Raw genomic sequence first — 16,931 nt, forward strand, 5'->3', positions numbered from 1 at the left:
CGCCTAAGTTTTTTCTATCCCTAGTGTCATATTTTCCCTCCTTGGAGGACAAACGTGTCTAAGCGTCGAGTAGTTGTGACCGGACTGGGCATGTTGTCTCCTGTCGGCAATACGGTAGAGTCCACATGGACAGCTCTTCTTGCCGGTCAGAGTGGCATCAGCCTGATCGACCATTTCGATACCACAGCCTATGCGACCAAGTTTGCTGGCCTGGTAAAGGATTTTAATTCAGAGGATTTCATCTCACGCAAAGATGCGCGCAAGATGGACGCCTTCATCCAATACGGTATCGCGGCCGGCATGCAAGCTATGCAGGATGCGCAATTGGATATCACCGAGGCTAACGCCAGCCGCATTGGTGCCGCTATCGGCTCCGGTATTGGCGGCCTGGGTTTGATTGAAGAAAACCACAGTTCACTGGTTAACGGTGGCCCACGGAAAATCAGTCCGTTCTTTGTGCCGTCAACCATCGTTAACATGATTGCAGGCCACCTGACCATCATGTACGGCATGCGTGGCCCGAGCATTTCGATCGCCACCGCCTGTACTTCAGGTGTGCACAACATTGGCCATGCCGCGCGTATCATTGCTTACAATGATGCTGACGTCATGCTGGCCGGTGGGGCAGAGAAAGCCAGTACCCCGTTGGGTGTCGGTGGCTTTGGCGCAGCACGCGCATTGTCGACCCGTAACGAAAACCCGCAAGCGGCCAGCCGCCCATGGGACAAAGACCGTGACGGTTTTGTTCTGGGTGACGGTGCCGGCATGATGGTACTGGAAGAGTACGAGCACGCTAAAAAACGCGGCGCCAAGATTTATGCTGAAGTTGTCGGCTTTGGGATGAGCAGCGATGCTTATCACATGACGTCCCCTCCTGATAATGGGGCGGGCGCAGCGCTGGCGATGGAAAATGCGTTGCGTGATGCCGGTGTGACTACGTCACAAATCGGTTATATCAATGCGCACGGCACCTCAACGCCGGCCGGTGACAAAGCCGAAACGCAGGCGGTGAAGTCGGTATTTGGCAGCGATGCGCAGCGCGTGATGGTCAGTTCGACCAAATCGATGACCGGCCACCTGTTGGGTGCTGCGGGCGCGATCGAATCGATCTTCACCGTATTGGCATTGCGTGACCAAGCCGTTCCGCCAACCATCAACCTGGATAATCCGGATGAAGGTTGCGATCTGGACTTTGTTCCGCACGAAGCGCGCCAGGTGAGTGATATGCAGTACACACTGTGTAACTCCTTCGGCTTCGGTGGTACCAACGGTTCACTGATCTTCCGCAAGGTGTAATACCTCAGTTGGCAGATGCTATAAAAGCCCGGTTTTTTAAACCGGGCTTTTTTTATGGCGTTGACCCGTGACTCGGAAAGCTCTGCTTGCCGGTGTTATAGCCAAACGGCAAGCTGCTGCTAATGGCACCTGCGCCTGTTATTCTGTAGTGATACCAAAGCGGTCAGGGGGAGTCTATGTACTGGATTAATGGGTATCAGCATAATGCACTCGCGCCAAGCGATCGCGGTTTGCAGTTTGGCGACGGTTGTTTCACTACCGCCCGGGTGACCGAGGGTAAAATCGACCTGTTGCCCTGGCATATCGAGCGACTGCAGTTGGCGGCACAACGGCTGATGCTGCCAGCCTGTGACTGGAGCGCTTTGGAAGATGAAATGGTGCACGCGGCAGAATCTATCCCTCTGGGCGTGGTCAAAGCGATATTGACGCGCGGCAGCGGTGGCAGGGGTTACAGCCCGAAAGGCTGTGAGGCTCCTACCCGCATTGTCTCTCGCAGCAGCTACCCGATGCACTATCTGCCATGGCGTGAACGGGGCATCAGCCTGACGGTCAGTCCGGTAGCGCTGGGGCGTAATCCCCTGTTGGCTGGGCTGAAGCATTTGAACCGTTTGGAGCAGGTGTTGATCCGCACGCATCTTGACCAGACGGCCGCCGACGAGGCGCTGGTGCTTGACACTGCCGGTATGCTGGTGGAATGCTGTGCGGCTAATTTGTTCTGGCGTAAGGGAAAAGCGGTTTTTACGCCGGACTTGGGTCAGGCCGGGGTGGCCGGGTTGATGCGTCGTCGGGTGATTGAGCTGCTGACGGGCAGCGAATACTCGCTGCATTGCGTCAGTGAGCCGCTGGAGACGCTGGCCGATGCCGAAGAAGTGCTGGTGAGCAATGCGTTAATGCCGTTGCTGCCGGTCAATACTGCGCAATCATGGCGTTACCCTTCGCGCCAACTGTATGATTTTTTGCGCCCACACTGTTAACGATGGCTGATTGATGAAGAAAAGAAAGCTGAAGTTCGTTTCTATTATTGTTGTTCTGGTATTGGGCCTGCTGTTTTGGGGTTACCAGAAGGTTGAGCGCTTTGCGGATACGCCATTGGCGATCCAGCAGGAAGCCATTTTTAAACTGCCGGCAGGGACCGGACGAGTGGCGCTGGAAGGGCTGCTGGTACGCGACAAGCTGATCCGCAACGGTAAGTGGTTCCCATGGCTGCTGCGCCTGGAGCCGCAATTGGCGGAGTTTAAGGCCGGGACCTACCGCTTTACGCCGGGCATGACGGTGCGTCAAATGCTTAAACTGTTGGCCAGCGGTAAAGAAGCCCAATTCAGCGCGCGGTTTATTGAAGGTTCCCGTCTGAGTGACTGGCTGATGGTGCTGCAACAGTCGAAATACCTCAAACATACGCTAGCCGGTAAAAGCGAGGCGGAAATCGCCGAGGCGCTGGGCCTGCCGGAAGGCACCAGCCCGGAAGGGCGCCTGTACCCGGATACCTATCTGTACACGGCAGGCATGAGCGATATGGCGCTGTTGAAACGAGCCCACCTGCGTATGATAAAAGCGCTTGAGAGCGCCTGGCAGGGCCGTGAGGCAGACCTGCCGTACAAGACGCCGGAACAGTTGCTGACCATGGCCTCGATCATTGAGAAAGAGACCGCAGTGCCGGAGGAGCGCACTAAAGTGGCGTCGGTATTCATTAACCGCCTGCGTATTGGCATGCGTTTGCAGACCGACCCGACTGTGATCTACGGCATGGGTGACAGTTATAATGGCAACATTACCCGCAAAGATTTGGAAACACCGACGCCGTACAACACTTATGTGATCAACGGTCTGCCGCCAACGCCGATTGCCATGCCGGGTCAGGCCTCGCTGGAAGCTGCTGCCAATCCGGCGAAAACGCCTTATTTGTACTTTGTTGCCGACGGCAAGGGTGGGCATCAATTTACCACTAACCTGGCCAGCCATAATCAGGCAGTGCGCGCCTATCGACAGGCGTTAAAGGAAAAGAATGAAAAGTAAATTCGTGGTTATCGAAGGGCTTGAAGGTGCGGGTAAAACTACCGCACGCGATACCGTGGTCAACGTACTACGCGAGCATGGCATCAACGATATTACTTTTACCCGTGAACCGGGTGGCACGCCGCTGGCAGAAAAACTGCGTGACCTGTTCAAGCGCGGCGTGGATGGCGAACTGCCGACCATCAAGGCCGAGGTGCTGATGCTGTATGCAGCCCGCGTACAGCTGGTGGAAACGGTGATCAAACCGGCATTGGAGCGCGGTGCCTGGGTAGTTGGCGATCGTCACGACTTGTCTTCTCAAGCCTATCAGGGTGGTGGCCGGGGTGTGGATCAACAACTGATGGCGTCGCTGCGTGACACGGTACTGGGAGATTTTCGGCCGAACCTGACGCTTTACCTGGATTTGCCGCCGTTAGTGGGCCTGCAGCGGGCTCGTGCGCGCGGCGAACTGGATCGCATCGAGCAAGAGGCACTGCCATTCTTTGAACGCACCCGCGCGCGTTACCTGGAGTTGGCGGCACAGGATGACTCTATCGTCACCGTTGACGCTTCTCAATCGCTGGAGCAGGTGACGGCGGCGATCCGCCGTAGCGTCAGCCAATGGCTGCAGCAGCAGGAAGGCGTGTAATGAACTGGTATCCGTGGCTGAACACCCCTTATCGGCAATTGGTCGGACAATATGCGACCGGTCGCGGTCATCACGCACTGCTGTTGCATGCCGCTGCGGGCAATGGTGAGGATGCGCTGGCCTATGGGCTGAGTCGCTGGCTGATCTGCCAGCGCCGCAACGGTGAGAAAAGCTGCGGTGAATGTCATAGCTGTCGATTGATGCTGGCGGGTAACCATCCGGATTATCACGTGCTGACGCCGGAAAAAGGCAAAAGCAGCCTGGGGGTGGAACCCATTCGTCAGGTGATTGAAATCCTTTATACGCATGCGCAGCAGGGCGGCGCCAAGGTGATTTGGCTGCCACAGGCGGAGTTGCTGACCGAGGCCGCCGCCAACGCTTTGTTGAAAACGCTGGAAGAACCGCCAGAAAAAACTTTTTTCCTGTTGAGTTGCCGTGAGCCTTCACGTTTGTTGGCGACGCTGCGTAGCCGTTGTTTATATTGGCACCTTGCCAGCCCGGATGAGCAGCTCAGCCTGCAATGGTTGAACCGTCAAACGCCGGGTAATCAGGTTGATCTCCTGACGGCCTTGCGCCTGCACGATGGCGCCCCGCTGGCTGCTGAACAGTTGCTGCAGCCAGAACGTTGGCAGCAGCGCAGCGCGCTGTGCAGCGCCCTGAGTGCCGCATTGCCGCAGCATGACATGCTGTCCTTGTTGCCGGTGTTGAATCACGAAGACGTTGCTGAACGGCTACACTGGTTATGCGCGTTATTGATGGACGCCATGAAGTGGCAGCAGGGGGCCGCCAGCTTTGTGTTGAATCAGGATCAGCAGCCGCTGGTGCACCAACTGGCCAGTCGCCTGAGCAGCACTTCTCTGCAGCAAGGGTTGCAGCAATGGCTTCATTGCCGTCATCAGTTGCTGAGCGTCGTCGGCGTTAACCGTGAACTGCTGCTGACCGAACAGTTACTTGGCTGGGAGCAGATGCTTGGCGCTACCGGCTATTCCCACCCTCATTCGCTGTAAAAGAGTTAAATATTATGTTGTTAGTAGATTCTCATTGTCACCTTGACGGCCTGGATTACCAAACGCTGCACCAAAACGTGGATGATGCCCTGGCGAAGGCCAAGGCGCGCGATGTGGGTTACGTACTGGCGGTCGCTACCACCTTACCGGGCTATCAGGCGATGACCCAGCTGATTGGCTCTCGCGACGACGTGGCGTTCTCCTGTGGGGTACATCCACTCAATCTGGAAGGGGGTTACGATTACGCTGAGCTGCGCCGTCTGGCGGCGGCAGAGCAGGTAGTGGCACTGGGTGAAACCGGGCTGGATTACTTCTATCAGAAAGATAATCTCGAACTGCAACAAGCGTCGTTTCGTGAACATATCCGTATCGGCCGCGATCTGAACAAACCGGTGATCGTGCATACCCGCGATGCGCGTGAAGACACGCTGGCGATCCTGCGTGAAGAAAATGCCCAGGACTGCGGCGGTGTGTTGCATTGTTTTACTGAGGATTGTGCTACTGCGGAGGCCTTGCTGGATCTGGGGTTCTACATTTCCTTCTCCGGCATTTTGACCTTCCGCAATGCAGATCAACTGCGTGAGGTAGCGCGCTACGTGCCGCTGGATCGTATTTTGGTGGAAACCGACTCGCCGTATCTGGCTCCGGTGCCGCATCGCGGTAAAGAAAACCAACCTGCCTATGTGCGCGATGTGGCTGAATACATGGCGGTATTGAAGGGCGTGAGCCTGGAAACGCTGGCCGAAACCACCACCGCCAACTTTTCACGCTTATTTCACATCGAACTCTGATCTTTGGCCTAGGCTATAGCTGGGGTTAACGAAATCTGAATTTTTTTTAAGCTCGTAATTAATCGCCGAAACGGGTAATGTTCCCACCCGTTTTCGGGCGAGCTACGGGCGTTTTTTGCTCATTTTTAACAAGAAATAAGCGATATAAGAAAAATACCCGGTTTTGTTCATCGAAACGTGACTGTCATCAAACATTGCGCAGCCTATTTATTTTACTCTGCGTAATAATTCAAGGGGTGCTCAGACACCCTGAATTGCAGGGGTTTTTTCTCCCCCCCTTGCAACGCGAAGAATCGCGAAAAGTAGCAAAGCACTATTACTCAGGAGCACACTCAACTATGTTCAAGAACGCATTTGCAAACCTGCAAAAAGTAGGTAAGTCGCTAATGCTGCCGGTATCCGTATTGCCTATCGCAGGTATCCTGCTGGGCGTCGGTTCCGCCAACTTTAGCTGGCTACCTGCGGTAGTCTCACACGTGATGGCGGAAGCCGGCGGTTCCGTTTTCGCCAACATGCCGCTGATTTTTGCCATCGGTGTTGCCCTGGGCTTCACCAATAACGACGGTGTCTCCGCGTTAGCCGCAGTAGTGGCTTACGGCATCATGGTGAAAACCATGGCGGTGGTTGCGCCGCTGGTGCTGCACCTGCCGGCTGAAGAGATTGCGGCCAAACACCTGGCGGATACCGGTGTGCTCGGGGGGATTATCTCCGGCTCCATCGCTGCCTATATGTTTAACCGCTTCTTCCGCATTCAATTGCCGGAATATCTGGGCTTCTTTGCCGGTAAGCGTTTTGTGCCGATTATTTCCGGCCTGGCGGCAATCGTTCTGGGCGTAGTACTGTCCTTTATCTGGCCTCCAATCGGTACGGCTATCCAGACCTTCTCCCAGTGGGCGGCTTATCAGAACCCGGTAGTGGCGTTTGGTATTTACGGCGTGGTTGAACGTGCGCTGGTGCCGTTCGGTCTGCACCATATCTGGAACGTGCCGTTCCAAATGCAGATTGGTGAATACACCAACGCAGCGGGTCAGGTGTTCCACGGTGATATTCCACGTTATATGGCGGGTGACCCAACTGCGGGTAAACTGTCCGGTGGTTTCCTGTTTAAAATGTACGGTCTGCCTGCTGCTGCGATTGCCATCTGGCACTCAGCCAAGCCGGAAAACCGCGCAAAAGTCGGCGGTATCATGATCTCCGCTGCGCTGACCTCGTTCCTGACCGGTATCACCGAACCGATCGAGTTCTCCTTCATGTTCGTTGCGCCGATCCTGTACGCAATCCATGCCATCCTGGCTGGCCTGGCGTTCCCGATCTGTATCCTGTTGGGGATGCGTGACGGCACCAGCTTCTCACACGGTCTGATCGACTTTATCGTTCTGAGCGGCAACAGCAGCAAAATCTGGCTGTTCCCAATCGTCGGTATCATCTACGGTCTGGTGTACTACACCATCTTCCGCGTGCTGATTGCCAAGCTGGATCTGAAAACCCCAGGTCGTGAAGACACGATCTCTGAGCAAGTTGCACAGGGTGGTTCTGAAATGTCTGCGGCGCTGGTACAGGCTTTCGGCGGTAAAGACAACATCACCAACCTGGATGCCTGCATCACCCGTCTGCGCGTTAGCGTGGCGGACGTGAGCAAGGTTGACCAGGCTGGCCTGAAAAAACTGGGTGCTGCCGGCGTAGTCGTCGCAGGCTCGGGGGTTCAGGCTATCTTTGGTACCAAATCTGACAACCTGAAAACGGATATGGACGAATACATCCGTAATCATTAATTCAGGTAGGGGAGTTTCAAAGGGAGGCGAAAGCCTCCCTTTTTTATTGGTTTATATATTGATTTATAACGGTTTTTTATTTTTCCTGTCCACATTGTTACCTCGGTGGAAAGGTTTAGCGCTTAATTTGGTTATGGCACCCACTTTGCGGAGGCTTTGCCGCTTGGTTTTCCGCTCGCGTCGTCTATAGATCCTATTGTTGCAACTTTGCAAAACTTCCAAAGATATCAAATACCCCCCGAAGCCCCGCCACGTCTGGACGCAAGGCACTCTCTGATGAATTCCCTTCTATGTCTTCTGCTCGCTTAGATCCTCACGGAAAGCAAAAGAGATCCTTTTATTTCATCGAGTTAACTTTTTCGGCCTTCACTGCGCTCGGTGCTGGCGCTGCAAATCGTTGAAAATCATTGCAATGCGTGCAATGGCGTTTCTTTCGCAAAGCCCCAGGCACGGCGCGGGCTGGCGGTATCAATTGCAGAAAAGATCCTTTGCAAAAATTTCTCAACGCGAAACGGGCAGGCGGGTGCGGTGTAGTCCGGTTTCCGTGGCGCGGCGGCTCCGTGCCGTGGGTTTCCGTGCGTTCCGTGGGCCGTCGTGAGTCGTTTCGAGTTCCGCCCGGTGCGGGCGAGCAGATGCAGCAGCAGCCCGTGATGGGCCGCTGGTTGCGTTTAAATGGCTGGTTTGGTTTCGAGGTGGCTAGTCTAGCCGATCAGGGGGCCGTACTTGCCTTTCAGCGCGGTGACCGTGGTCGATGTCTGCGATATCTCAGTGGCATTTGTTGGGGTGCCGGTGTTGCTGTGGGTGTGTTCTGCCGTTCGTTGTGCCAGCGTGTCGACCAGGTCGAGGGTTTCGGTCAACAGGGTGAGGATGTTAGTCACGCCATCGCCGATCGTGGTGGTACCCGCCTGCAGCTGTAGCGCAGCGGATATGCTTTGACGAATGCCGGCAATACGTTCGGTGAGCGTGCCGCCGATATTCACGGTTTTACCCTGTGCGATGTTCTCGTCTGCGGCCTTGGCTGCGGTCTTCAGGTTGGCACTGGTGCCGACGGTGTAGTCGCCGCGGGCAATATGCGTTACGGCGCCGGCGGTGGTTCTCGCCGTGCCCAGCACAGTCTTGCTGTCATCAGCCTGGACGGTGATCTCGCGGTCGATAACCTTGCGGGTTTCCTTGTCCGCTTCGACTGTGCGGGATGTTGATACCTCCCGGATAGCCTGGTCAGTTTCCCGGTGCCAGTCACCTGGCGCCGTGACGCGCTGAAAGACGCCGGCGCGCTGCTGCTGCAGCTGTTCGCCCGGCTTTATCTCTGGCAGGCTGGCATTGCTTGATAATACTTGGCGAATAAAGGGCTTGTCCTGGCGTCCGTCTTGAAACGCCAGTTCTACCAATGTGCCAGGCGGTGGGTACTGCATGAAGCCGCTTTCGTCACCGCCCATCGTCACAGGTAGCTGTACTGCAGGATAAGACGGGGTACCCTTGCTGTCCTGGCCGTTCTCGTCAAGCAACTGCACCCCGACGGCATATTTTGGGCGGAATGGGTCGGCAATGTCGCCCAGCTCTGCCGACTCGGTGTAGTTTTCTACGCGCGCTAGCTTCGGCAGGTGCAGGCCAGCGGCGATCTCAGGGTTGAGTTGCTCAAGCTGACGCTGAAACGCTGGCTTTACCTTTGGTTGGCCGTTGGCATTTAGTGGTGTCCAGGTCAGCGTCATGTCACCGTCTTTGATGGCAACGCGGGTTATGCGTTGGCCGTTGACCATTGCACCCGGACGCACCGAGGGGATCAGCGGCAGGGTAACAGAATTACCGGCTCCGGTGCTGGATGCGTACTCTGTCGGGATCTCAACCGGCAGATCAGCAAAGCGCGAATCTTGCCAACGGCCGAGCCAGACGGAACCGTCAGGTAGCTGTTGCCAAATATAATCATCGATGCCAAAGGCCCGGCCGAGGGTGTTTAGTAACTGCCAACCGGTGCCGCTGTGCACAAAGTGCGGGATCGGTGTGTCGGTGTAATCCGCTGCCGGCAAAATGAATTCAATGCCGCTTGCCGCATTTAATGCCTGGGTGACCTGGCGCAGAGTAGGGTGCTGTAGTGACAGTGGCCAACGTCTTTCAAATACCCCGGTCATTTCACGCACGAACAACCGGCGGAAACCGTTATCAGATTGCTGATCGCGTTCAACATACCCGGTAAACCAGCGGTATGCAGTGTTGTTGTAACCCAGATCGAGGCGGACGATAGCCCCGGTGGCGTCGTCTGCAATTTTGGCTGTGATGAAGCCGCGGCCGGTGTCGTTGAGGTCGGTCACCACTTCATAGGCTGATACTGGTGCATCTACCGCGCCAATCTTCAAGGTAACTATGGGCTTCATAGCGCCCCCAGTTTGTCATCGACATTTTTCAATATCTTCTCAAAACCGGTCAGCTCTTTTTCTTGCTCGACGGCATCATCAGACGGGGCCGCAGCGGTGCCGCTGGCGCCTTGAGTTTTCGTGGTGTTGCCTGGCGCATTGGCCGCTTTACGGCCCTTGGATTTTTCCGCGGTACTCAGCTGTTCGGTCAGGGTGAAACTCACCTGCCATGCCAGTTTATCGGTTTGTTCGGTGGCTTCGATGCTGCCGGTAAACATCCCTTGCCGCATATTGATCGCCTGGGCGACAGGGTTAGCAATGCGATAGCGTCGACCTTCTCCGCCGCTGCCCTTGGCTTCGGCCAGGGTAAAGATGCGTGACAGTAAGGTTTTGTCTTTGAAGTCGACGAGGCCGGACACGCTCAGCTCTTTGGCCTTGACGCCGTTCTCTGATTGGGTGGTGCTTGATGATTGCCCCGACTTGTCTTTCGTTTCGATAGTCATTTTGGGGGAAACCTTAATTGACTTCATCGGGATAGCTTCGCCATCCAGCGCCAGCAGTATGATCGTCATGGTTTCACCATCCTTAACAGCTCGCCAACGTCACCCACGAACAGGGCGCCGAGTGTGTAAATCGCGTCAGGTTCTGGGATGCCGTTTAGCAGATTGTTTGCCATGTTGGCCGGGTGTCCCTGGTCGCTGAACATCCAGGCATCAACGCGGCGGCTTTTCAGTTCTGTTAGCGCCTGTTCCGCTGCTTGTTGTGCCTGACTGGCGGCATCTTCCAAGCTCTGCAGTGCGTCCGTAATGGCATCAAACGACATACCGCCGGCGGCTGACTCTGCCGCGGCCCGGATGCGTTGTGCATTCTGGGCGGCGCGAGTGGTGCTTAGTGACAGCGGGGTAACATCGGGCAACCCTGTACCCTGCAGCCCTGGTAACTGAATTTTAGTGGCGGCGAGTTCGGCCTCGGCCACGGCCTTGCGGGCAGTTTTCTGTAAGTCTGGTAATGGCAGCAGGGCAGCAAATGCGGCCAGGTCAGACAGAAAGCGATCGCTTTGCGTCGCCGTAATCAAAAAGCCGACCGCGCCCGGTGTGCCGCCGGCGGTTTTCAGCTTACCGGCAAGGAATTTAACGGCGTTCTCAGGGCTCAAGTAATTGCCGGACGGCGTCACCTGGCCGGCGCCATAAGTCCACGGATTCACGGTCAGTAAAGAACAACTGATCGGCGCAAGGTTATCGGGAAAGCCCAGGGTGACGCGCTGCCACATGATCAATACCCCACGGCCAGCCAGTAGGCTGAAAGTTCGTTTGCATTCATCCAGACATTAAATCCGTCATTATTGGCACCTTGAGCGATAATGTTGTCGGTTGAACCACCACTATTTGCGACTTCGCACAGAGTTAAGTGAATACTCAATACAGCGTTAGGGAACGGAAGATTAAACGTGACGGGGTTGGAGCTATCCGACCTGTTGACGATGCCGCCTTGCGTGATCTTCCCGCTGGCGTCGCGTGACCACCAGTTAGGGCCGTCGACGTGCAACTCTTCCGGCTTGTTATTCGGGCTGTAAACCCGCTGTCCTGATTCGTAAATTTCAACACCTGGCGACGTGCCAAAATTCCCGCCCAAGCCCAGACCGAAATTTCCGCCTGAAACATTTGATGTAAGAGTGAGGTTCCCGCCACTGTCGGCGGTGGCGGCCCCGATCTGCACACCGTCTGAATTGCGGATGATAAATCCGCCGCCCTGGGTGCCAACGTCGCCAAGGGTGTTTATCGGGCCGGCGATCGTTCCTCCTGTACGGGGGAAAAATTTCTGATCGACCTCGCCCTGGGTATATGCCCCGACATCGTGGGCGTAAAGCACGTCTTTTATCGCTAGATCACCCAACCCCAAATTGTCGCGGCTGGCTTCAACGTTCACGACGTCGGACAGATTGGCGCTTTTACGCAAAAATAGCCTGCTGGCTTCTTGCTCGCCCTGGGAACCTTTCGGACGCAGATCGGTGACGCTTCCGTCTTCATTGATGCGGGCCAGCTGTGTGACGTGATGCGGGAAGCCCTGCGGGTCGATGTAATCCTGCAATGCGTCGGCGGCGGTGAGTTTTACCGTTGTTTCCCAACGGCTGGTCACCTGGCCCTGCAGGCTGATATCAGCCCAGATCAGTGTCGGGGTATGGTCAACGGCGATCGGCGTCAGTGCTGGCAGCGCGCCGCGCAACCCTCCCACATAACCCAGCCCCGCGGCGGCCTGGTAATTGGCACCGGTGCGGGTGACCAGAAAGCCATCGCCAAAAAATGCGCCAGGGCCGTAGATATCCAGACCGGCCAGGCGTTGGCGTTCATCGACTCCGGCCAGGCGGGCCGAGAAGTCGATTTGCCAGGTCTGAGGGGTAACATTAATCTGAGTAGCACCGGCGGCGCCGTTGAACTCCATCGCCAGGGTACGGGTCAGCGTGTTTCCCTGTTCCTGGCCGCTGGTTGCGATTTTTCGCTGGGTGCGTGTATGCACTACCATGCATAGCGTGTTACTGGCCTGGTCGAGTAGCCCGATCCAGTTGTAGTCAAAATCCCCGACGGTAGTGTCGAGCACCACAGAAAAGACTACCGCGTCAGTATTGAGCATGCCGTATTGCATCACCGGTGCGGTGTGCACAATACTGGCCGCTGCCGGCAAGGGTTCATCGCGGCTTATCTCGGCTTCAGAGTCTTGTCCTGGGATATAGGCAAAAACGAACGTATCCGGACGCGCCGGCAGATTTTGGGCCGCTTGGCTTGCCGCCCATTGTTCGTATTTTCTGGTGATAATGGCTGACATGTCGGCCCCTTTTGTTGTGCTGCAGCATCGCTGTAATTGTCTGTACTCGGGCTGGCCATTACAGACAGATCCCGCTATGCCACATGGTTAAACTGTCAAAATCTCGCCGGCTTCGGTCATGATATACAGCCGGCTTTCGGTGATGATGGCGGCGTCTTTGCCCGGCCTGGCGCTGATAAGCTGGTGATCGTTATCAAACCAACCGGCGCGCATACCCAGCGGGGCGACGTTCAGCACCTCGAACCGGTACCGGCGGCAGGTGCGGCCGTATTTCCTGATGATTTCGTTCATCAGCGTGGCGTTAGCGGCCAGCTGGTTGTCATTAACGCGAATAATGATGACGTCCCAGTCGATGCCAGGCTGTCGCTCTAACTGCTGCATATCGCCGATTTTCAGACGATCAAAAATGCGCTTGAAGCCGATAAAACTGCCGCTGTCCTGGGCATTAATAAAGGCGTGCTTAATGCGCAGCCGGTACAACCAAAGCGGTTCCCCCTCAAAGCGATCGATATCGCGCTGGTACGCCAGCAAGTTCAGAATTTGAACCGTGCAAGTTTCCGGGTCGGTCTGTTCCAGTGGAAACGAGATCCAACCTTTGACCTTCTCCCAGAACGTGGCGCAGGCGGTAGCCAATTTCTTTGGCTCGCCTTTGTTCATCCAGCTCGGCAGGGTGATCACGGGTTTAGCCATTGGTCAGCACCACGTTTAACGATGCCAGGCGCGGCACCGATAGGCCGCTGATGATGTCGTCCAGTGAGAACTTGATAGATTCAATGGCTGAAAATTCCAGGTGTAACTCTTCGCCCAGACGAGAAAAACTAAAACGGCTGTGCGGCCAGGTCTTTGTAACCTCATAGGTCGCGTTGTCGCGGAATGCGCAGCGGATAAAGTTTTCAATGTCCTGCTTTAAATCGGCCTGCTCGTCGTCGGTCAAGTTCAGCGTGGCAAACATGTAGGCGGTAACGGTCAAATCATGCTGCGTTTCTGGCATGGCAAAACAGCGCATATCATCGCCGTGACCGTGGTAGCCCTGAACCATGATGTGATCATTGACTGCTGCGATAAAAGAATCCGCCGGTACGCCGGTATCAAGTAACAGATAAGCGTTTGCTGTGCCTGGGCCGCGTGGGGCGTCATGCTCAAAATAAACGCGGTCGGTACTGAGGCCGGCAACGCTGGCGATCATGCTGCGGTAAACCGCATCGATGTGATAGGAGCCAACGAGGTTGTACTGGTTCCGGCTGCGGTCGCGCAGCTCGTCATCAGATTCTTTGTCAGCGCCGGGCTGGGTTAGCCAGTTGTCGAGGTTCTCAACCCGTGAAATGCCGGGGATATCGGTCGGCAAGATGCGGAAATATCCTGGTGCCAGGTTGTAGGCGGTACCGCTTTCCTCGGCTTTCACGGCGATCGCCTGACTGGCCGTTCCGGCGGGGATCACCACTTCAGCGACGGTCATTACCCGGTAAACTTTGTCGTCGATGCGTTCTGTTTGGATCACAGTGCCTGCGGGAATGGTGATCAACAGTGTCGGGTCAGATTTGAAGAAACTGATCACGCCCTGGGTAAAGGTTGGGTCTTTACGCGACAGGTTGACCGCCCAGGCGAACAAGTCCAGATAGGCACCTGTTGCGGTGGCGAGGTACATGTTTGCCATCACCACAGTGACCAGGATGTCTTTTAGCCAGATCACGGGTTTGGTCACGATGGCTGTGATCAGGCGCCAGAATGGCGACATTTTCGAGGTGTTGGTGATCATGCCCTCGTCGTCGACAACCTTCTGGAATTCAGCTTTGACTTCGGCCTCGGTGGTTGGCATGCCGCCGGCACGTAGTGCGGCCTCAAAATCAACGGTTGGTTTACTCGTCATAGGTCACCCCGGTGCTGAGTGGGCCAAAATCATAGGTATCGGCGGTAATTAGCAGGTGGCCGCTGGCTTCCTCAGTCACATAGATAGTGCTGGGGATCAGCCGTTCGTCATCTTCAACCAACAAAGTGATTTGCAAAATGATGTCAGCGCGCAGCGTTGGGCTACGTTCGGCAACCAGCAACGTCGCGAGGCCGCTTTCCATGATGGCGTGTTTGATGTCCTGGCCGATGCTAACCAGGTTATTGCAGAGTACCGGCTCAAAGCCGGCATTCAGCGTAAAGTCGCGGTCAGTGATCAGCAGGTCGATATACAGTTTTTCATCAGCCATGACCGTATAACTCCATGTTTTCTTGCAGTGCCTGCGGGGTCAGTGGTTGCGTCACGTTATATTGCACGGTGCCGATCGTCTGGGTTCGCGCACTGCTGTTGTTATTGGTCGACTGGCTAACCTGGCCCATGATGCCGCCGCGGCCCGTTGATTGCAGATTGCTGCCTGTCAGTAACGGCGCGCTACCTGGCTGGCTTCCGGTAGGGGTCACTTCTGGCGCCACGTTTTTCATTTCGATGTCGACGCCGGGGATCATGTTCAGCTTGTCCACAATCCAGTTATAGGTCTGCGCAAAGCTGTTTTTCAGGTAGTCCCACAGCCCCTTAAATACATCGGTAATGGTGTTTTTAAAATCGGTGAACGCCTGCACAGGCGACAGTCCCATGAAGAAGTTGACCACGTTCTGCCAGCCTTCGGTCACCATTGCCCAGGTGGAAGCGAAAAGGGCGCCGACCTGGGTAACAATACCCATCAACCACTGAAAAGCGGCGGTGTTCATGATGGCGGCTTTCAGTTCATCCCAATATGTGATCATTGCCCAGACGCCAGCAGCCAACAGGGCAATTACCCCGATAATCAGCAACAGCGGCCAGGACATGAAATTGATCGCCAGGCCGGTAAGGAAGAATGAAAGGCGCAGCAGCAAAAGAAGTGGACGTAACAATTTCAGCACAACAATGAAGCCACCCCAGGCGACGCGCGCTATTCCGACCATCATCGTTGCCAACGCGCCGACAGCCGTTAGGCTCAGGATCGCCAGGGTGATATAGCCTAGCCAGCGGGCGATATTTGGAAACATCGTCATCCATTTAGCGAATTGCATGCCCGCGGCAGCCGCCTTCTGTAGCAGCGGATCGAGAACGGGCAGCAGGGTGCTGCCGATGATGATGCGGGAGCCTTTCCAAATGGCATTCAGGCGATCCCAGATATCCACCATCGATTTAGCCATGTTTTCGGCATTTTTCATGCCGGTAATACGGCCCAGTGAGTCGATATTTTCCTTCAGGCCTGCAGTATTTGTCGCCAGTAATTTCACCATGGCGACAGCTTCATCACTGCCAAAGGCTTTTTTAATCAGATCTGAATCCGCAACTTTTGACAGGTCGCCGTATTTCTTTTGGATTAGTCCCATGATGTCGACGACACTTTTCATTGAGCCGTCAGTATTGGTAAATGACAGGCCGAGGGCTTTCTGTGCGCTACCCACACCGGCTAAGAATGCCTTGTATTTGGTGCCCGCCTCGCTGCCGCTCATGGTAGCTTGCAGCATACCAAGCACGGCCATCTGTTCGGCGATGTCAATTTTGCTGGATGTGGCCGCCGCGCCTAACGTGGTGAACGCGGCAGACATATCATTACCGGACGTTTTAAACACGCGAACGGCTTCAGCCGTCTGCCCGGCGATTTGTTTCACCCAGTTCGAACGGCCCATCGCGTCAGCGGTATTCTGGAAAATACCGTACATGGTGCCCATGTACTTTGTGATCACAGCGGTATCGGCTTTGGTGGCCTTTGCCAACACACCAGATGCGACAGTAAAATCGCTTAGCTCATTGCCCTGCAGGCCAGCGATCGCGGATTGGATATCATAGGACGAACGCACGACATCCGCCGCGCTGCCGCCGTACTGCATGGAAAACATCAGCGCGGCGTCAGACAGGTTGGACAATGATTTTTCTGCCACGCCCAGAGAGCGAACCTCGCCAAGCGCGCGATTCATGTCATAAGCTGGCCCCAGAAATCCCTTGATGGCTTGCCCCGCGCCCCATAAACCGGCAGCGCCGGCGCCAACTTGCATTAGCCCGGCTTTGGTCTGGTTCGCAAATCGATTAATCCCTGCGCCAGCCTGTTTTAATGGCTGAGAGAATTTATCGACCAGTGAGAGCATCACCTCAAGTTGTTTCATCCTGTACCCTTGAACGCTTTGCCGATCCCGTTATTCACTGCGATCGCCATGTTTTGCCAATATCGATTATCCAGCCACATCGCGCGGGCGAGTGACTCGCTATCGTCCGGCTCGCCCGGCAGATATCGCCGGCGCAGGGTTAACAACTGTTCTAT

Annotated in this window: 16 protein-coding genes; 7 read left to right on the forward strand and 9 right to left on the reverse strand. The window is 55.6% G+C overall.

Annotated features, from left to right (window positions below; all coding sequences use genetic code 11):
* Positions 1 to 54: 54 nt before the first annotated feature.
* From fabF to ptsG, 7 genes are all read left to right on the forward strand, one after another.
* The gene (gene fabF / locus NHG65_RS09675) at positions 55 to 1,296 is read left to right on the forward strand and encodes a beta-ketoacyl-ACP synthase II (protein ID WP_283602997.1); all 1,242 of its coding nucleotides are present in this window, start codon (positions 55 to 57) and stop codon (positions 1,294 to 1,296) included.
* 176 nt (positions 1,297 to 1,472) lie between these two features.
* A complete protein-coding gene (gene pabC, locus NHG65_RS09680; RefSeq protein WP_499183219.1) occupies positions 1,473 to 2,270 on the forward strand; it encodes an aminodeoxychorismate lyase in 798 nt (265 codons plus the stop codon).
* A gap of 13 nt (positions 2,271 to 2,283) precedes the next feature.
* Positions 2,284 to 3,309: an endolytic transglycosylase MltG gene (gene mltG, locus NHG65_RS09685; RefSeq protein WP_099062532.1), complete on the forward strand. Its 1,026-nt coding sequence runs from the start codon at positions 2,284 to 2,286 to the stop codon at positions 3,307 to 3,309.
* Positions 3,299 to 3,937 carry a dTMP kinase gene (tmk, locus tag NHG65_RS09690; protein WP_099062531.1) on the forward strand — a complete coding sequence of 213 codons (639 nt, stop codon included), beginning with the start codon at positions 3,299 to 3,301 and terminating at the stop codon, positions 3,935 to 3,937. Before mltG ends, tmk begins: the two co-directional genes overlap by 11 nt.
* Positions 3,937 to 4,944 carry a DNA polymerase III subunit delta' gene (holB, locus tag NHG65_RS09695; protein WP_085116242.1) on the forward strand — a complete coding sequence of 336 codons (1,008 nt, stop codon included), beginning with the start codon at positions 3,937 to 3,939 and terminating at the stop codon, positions 4,942 to 4,944. The genes tmk and holB overlap by 1 nt, the downstream gene beginning before the upstream one ends.
* A gap of 14 nt (positions 4,945 to 4,958) precedes the next feature.
* Positions 4,959 to 5,735: a metal-dependent hydrolase gene (locus NHG65_RS09700; RefSeq protein WP_099062530.1), complete on the forward strand. Its 777-nt coding sequence runs from the start codon at positions 4,959 to 4,961 to the stop codon at positions 5,733 to 5,735.
* A gap of 338 nt (positions 5,736 to 6,073) precedes the next feature.
* Positions 6,074 to 7,507 (forward strand): PTS glucose transporter subunit IIBC, encoded by a 1,434-nt coding sequence (gene ptsG, locus NHG65_RS09705; protein WP_099062529.1) that lies wholly within the window; start codon positions 6,074 to 6,076, stop codon positions 7,505 to 7,507.
* 701 nt (positions 7,508 to 8,208) lie between these two features.
* On the opposite strand, the gene NHG65_RS09710 is transcribed toward ptsG, so the two are convergent.
* The 9 genes from NHG65_RS09710 to NHG65_RS09750 all read right to left on the reverse strand — a co-directional run bounded on the left by NHG65_RS09710 (position 8,209) and on the right by NHG65_RS09750 (position 16,856).
* Positions 8,209 to 9,876: a hypothetical protein gene (locus NHG65_RS09710; RefSeq protein ID WP_499183220.1), complete on the reverse strand. Its 1,668-nt coding sequence runs from the start codon at positions 9,874 to 9,876 to the stop codon at positions 8,209 to 8,211.
* Positions 9,873 to 10,427 (reverse strand): baseplate complex protein, encoded by a 555-nt coding sequence (locus tag NHG65_RS09715; protein ID WP_044550267.1) that lies wholly within the window; start codon positions 10,425 to 10,427, stop codon positions 9,873 to 9,875. Before NHG65_RS09715 ends, NHG65_RS09710 begins: the two co-directional genes overlap by 4 nt.
* Positions 10,424 to 11,125, reverse strand: a complete 702-nt coding sequence (locus tag NHG65_RS09720) for a hypothetical protein (protein WP_499183221.1) — start codon at positions 11,123 to 11,125, stop codon at positions 10,424 to 10,426. The genes NHG65_RS09715 and NHG65_RS09720 overlap by 4 nt, the downstream gene beginning before the upstream one ends.
* A 2-nt stretch (positions 11,126 to 11,127) precedes the next feature.
* A complete protein-coding gene (locus NHG65_RS09725; RefSeq protein WP_499183222.1) occupies positions 11,128 to 12,675 on the reverse strand; it encodes a phage tail-collar fiber domain-containing protein in 1,548 nt (515 codons plus the stop codon).
* Positions 12,676 to 12,762: 87 nt separating this feature from the next.
* A complete protein-coding gene (locus NHG65_RS09730; RefSeq protein WP_499183223.1) occupies positions 12,763 to 13,365 on the reverse strand; it encodes a hypothetical protein in 603 nt (200 codons plus the stop codon).
* Positions 13,358 to 14,542, reverse strand: coding sequence for a baseplate J/gp47 family protein (locus NHG65_RS09735; protein WP_499183224.1), 1,185 nt, complete (start codon positions 14,540 to 14,542; stop codon positions 13,358 to 13,360). Before NHG65_RS09735 ends, NHG65_RS09730 begins: the two co-directional genes overlap by 8 nt.
* Positions 14,532 to 14,870 carry a DUF2590 family protein gene (locus tag NHG65_RS09740; RefSeq protein WP_499183225.1) on the reverse strand — a complete coding sequence of 113 codons (339 nt, stop codon included), beginning with the start codon at positions 14,868 to 14,870 and terminating at the stop codon, positions 14,532 to 14,534. The genes NHG65_RS09735 and NHG65_RS09740 overlap by 11 nt, the downstream gene beginning before the upstream one ends.
* Entirely contained in the window at positions 14,863 to 16,776 is a 1,914-nt protein-coding gene (locus NHG65_RS09745; RefSeq protein ID WP_499183226.1) for a phage tail tape measure protein, read from the reverse strand. Before NHG65_RS09745 ends, NHG65_RS09740 begins: the two co-directional genes overlap by 8 nt.
* Positions 16,773 to 16,856 (reverse strand): DUF6890 family protein, encoded by an 84-nt coding sequence (locus NHG65_RS09750; protein WP_499183470.1) that lies wholly within the window; start codon positions 16,854 to 16,856, stop codon positions 16,773 to 16,775. Before NHG65_RS09750 ends, NHG65_RS09745 begins: the two co-directional genes overlap by 4 nt.
* Between the last annotated feature and the right edge of the window lie 75 nt (positions 16,857 to 16,931).

The sequence above is a fragment of the Serratia myotis genome, assembly GCF_027474885.1.
In the GTDB taxonomy this organism is placed as follows: domain Bacteria; phylum Pseudomonadota; class Gammaproteobacteria; order Enterobacterales; family Enterobacteriaceae; genus Serratia; species Serratia proteamaculans.

Coding starts and splice junctions, on each gene's coding strand:
- pabC (WP_499183219.1), top strand. CDS start 1,473: ATGTACTGGATTAATGGGTATCAGCATAATGCACTCGCGCCAAGCGAT.
- mltG (WP_099062532.1), top strand. CDS start 2,284: ATGAAGAAAAGAAAGCTGAAGTTCGTTTCTATTATTGTTGTTCTGGTA.
- tmk (WP_099062531.1), top strand. CDS start 3,299: ATGAAAAGTAAATTCGTGGTTATCGAAGGGCTTGAAGGTGCGGGTAAA.
- holB (WP_085116242.1), top strand. CDS start 3,937: ATGAACTGGTATCCGTGGCTGAACACCCCTTATCGGCAATTGGTCGGA.
- NHG65_RS09700 (WP_099062530.1), top strand. CDS start 4,959: ATGTTGTTAGTAGATTCTCATTGTCACCTTGACGGCCTGGATTACCAA.
- ptsG (WP_099062529.1), top strand. CDS start 6,074: ATGTTCAAGAACGCATTTGCAAACCTGCAAAAAGTAGGTAAGTCGCTA.
- NHG65_RS09710 (WP_499183220.1), bottom strand. CDS start 9,876: ATGAAGCCCATAGTTACCTTGAAGATTGGCGCGGTAGATGCACCAGTA.
- NHG65_RS09715 (WP_044550267.1), bottom strand. CDS start 10,427: ATGACGATCATACTGCTGGCGCTGGATGGCGAAGCTATCCCGATGAAG.
- NHG65_RS09720 (WP_499183221.1), bottom strand. CDS start 11,125: ATGTGGCAGCGCGTCACCCTGGGCTTTCCCGATAACCTTGCGCCGATC.
- NHG65_RS09725 (WP_499183222.1), bottom strand. CDS start 12,675: ATGTCAGCCATTATCACCAGAAAATACGAACAATGGGCGGCAAGCCAA.
- NHG65_RS09730 (WP_499183223.1), bottom strand. CDS start 13,365: ATGGCTAAACCCGTGATCACCCTGCCGAGCTGGATGAACAAAGGCGAG.
- NHG65_RS09735 (WP_499183224.1), bottom strand. CDS start 14,542: ATGACGAGTAAACCAACCGTTGATTTTGAGGCCGCACTACGTGCCGGC.
- NHG65_RS09740 (WP_499183225.1), bottom strand. CDS start 14,870: ATGGCTGATGAAAAACTGTATATCGACCTGCTGATCACTGACCGCGAC.
- NHG65_RS09745 (WP_499183226.1), bottom strand. CDS start 16,776: ATGAAACAACTTGAGGTGATGCTCTCACTGGTCGATAAATTCTCTCAG.
- NHG65_RS09750 (WP_499183470.1), bottom strand. CDS start 16,856: ATGTGGCTGGATAATCGATATTGGCAAAACATGGCGATCGCAGTGAAT.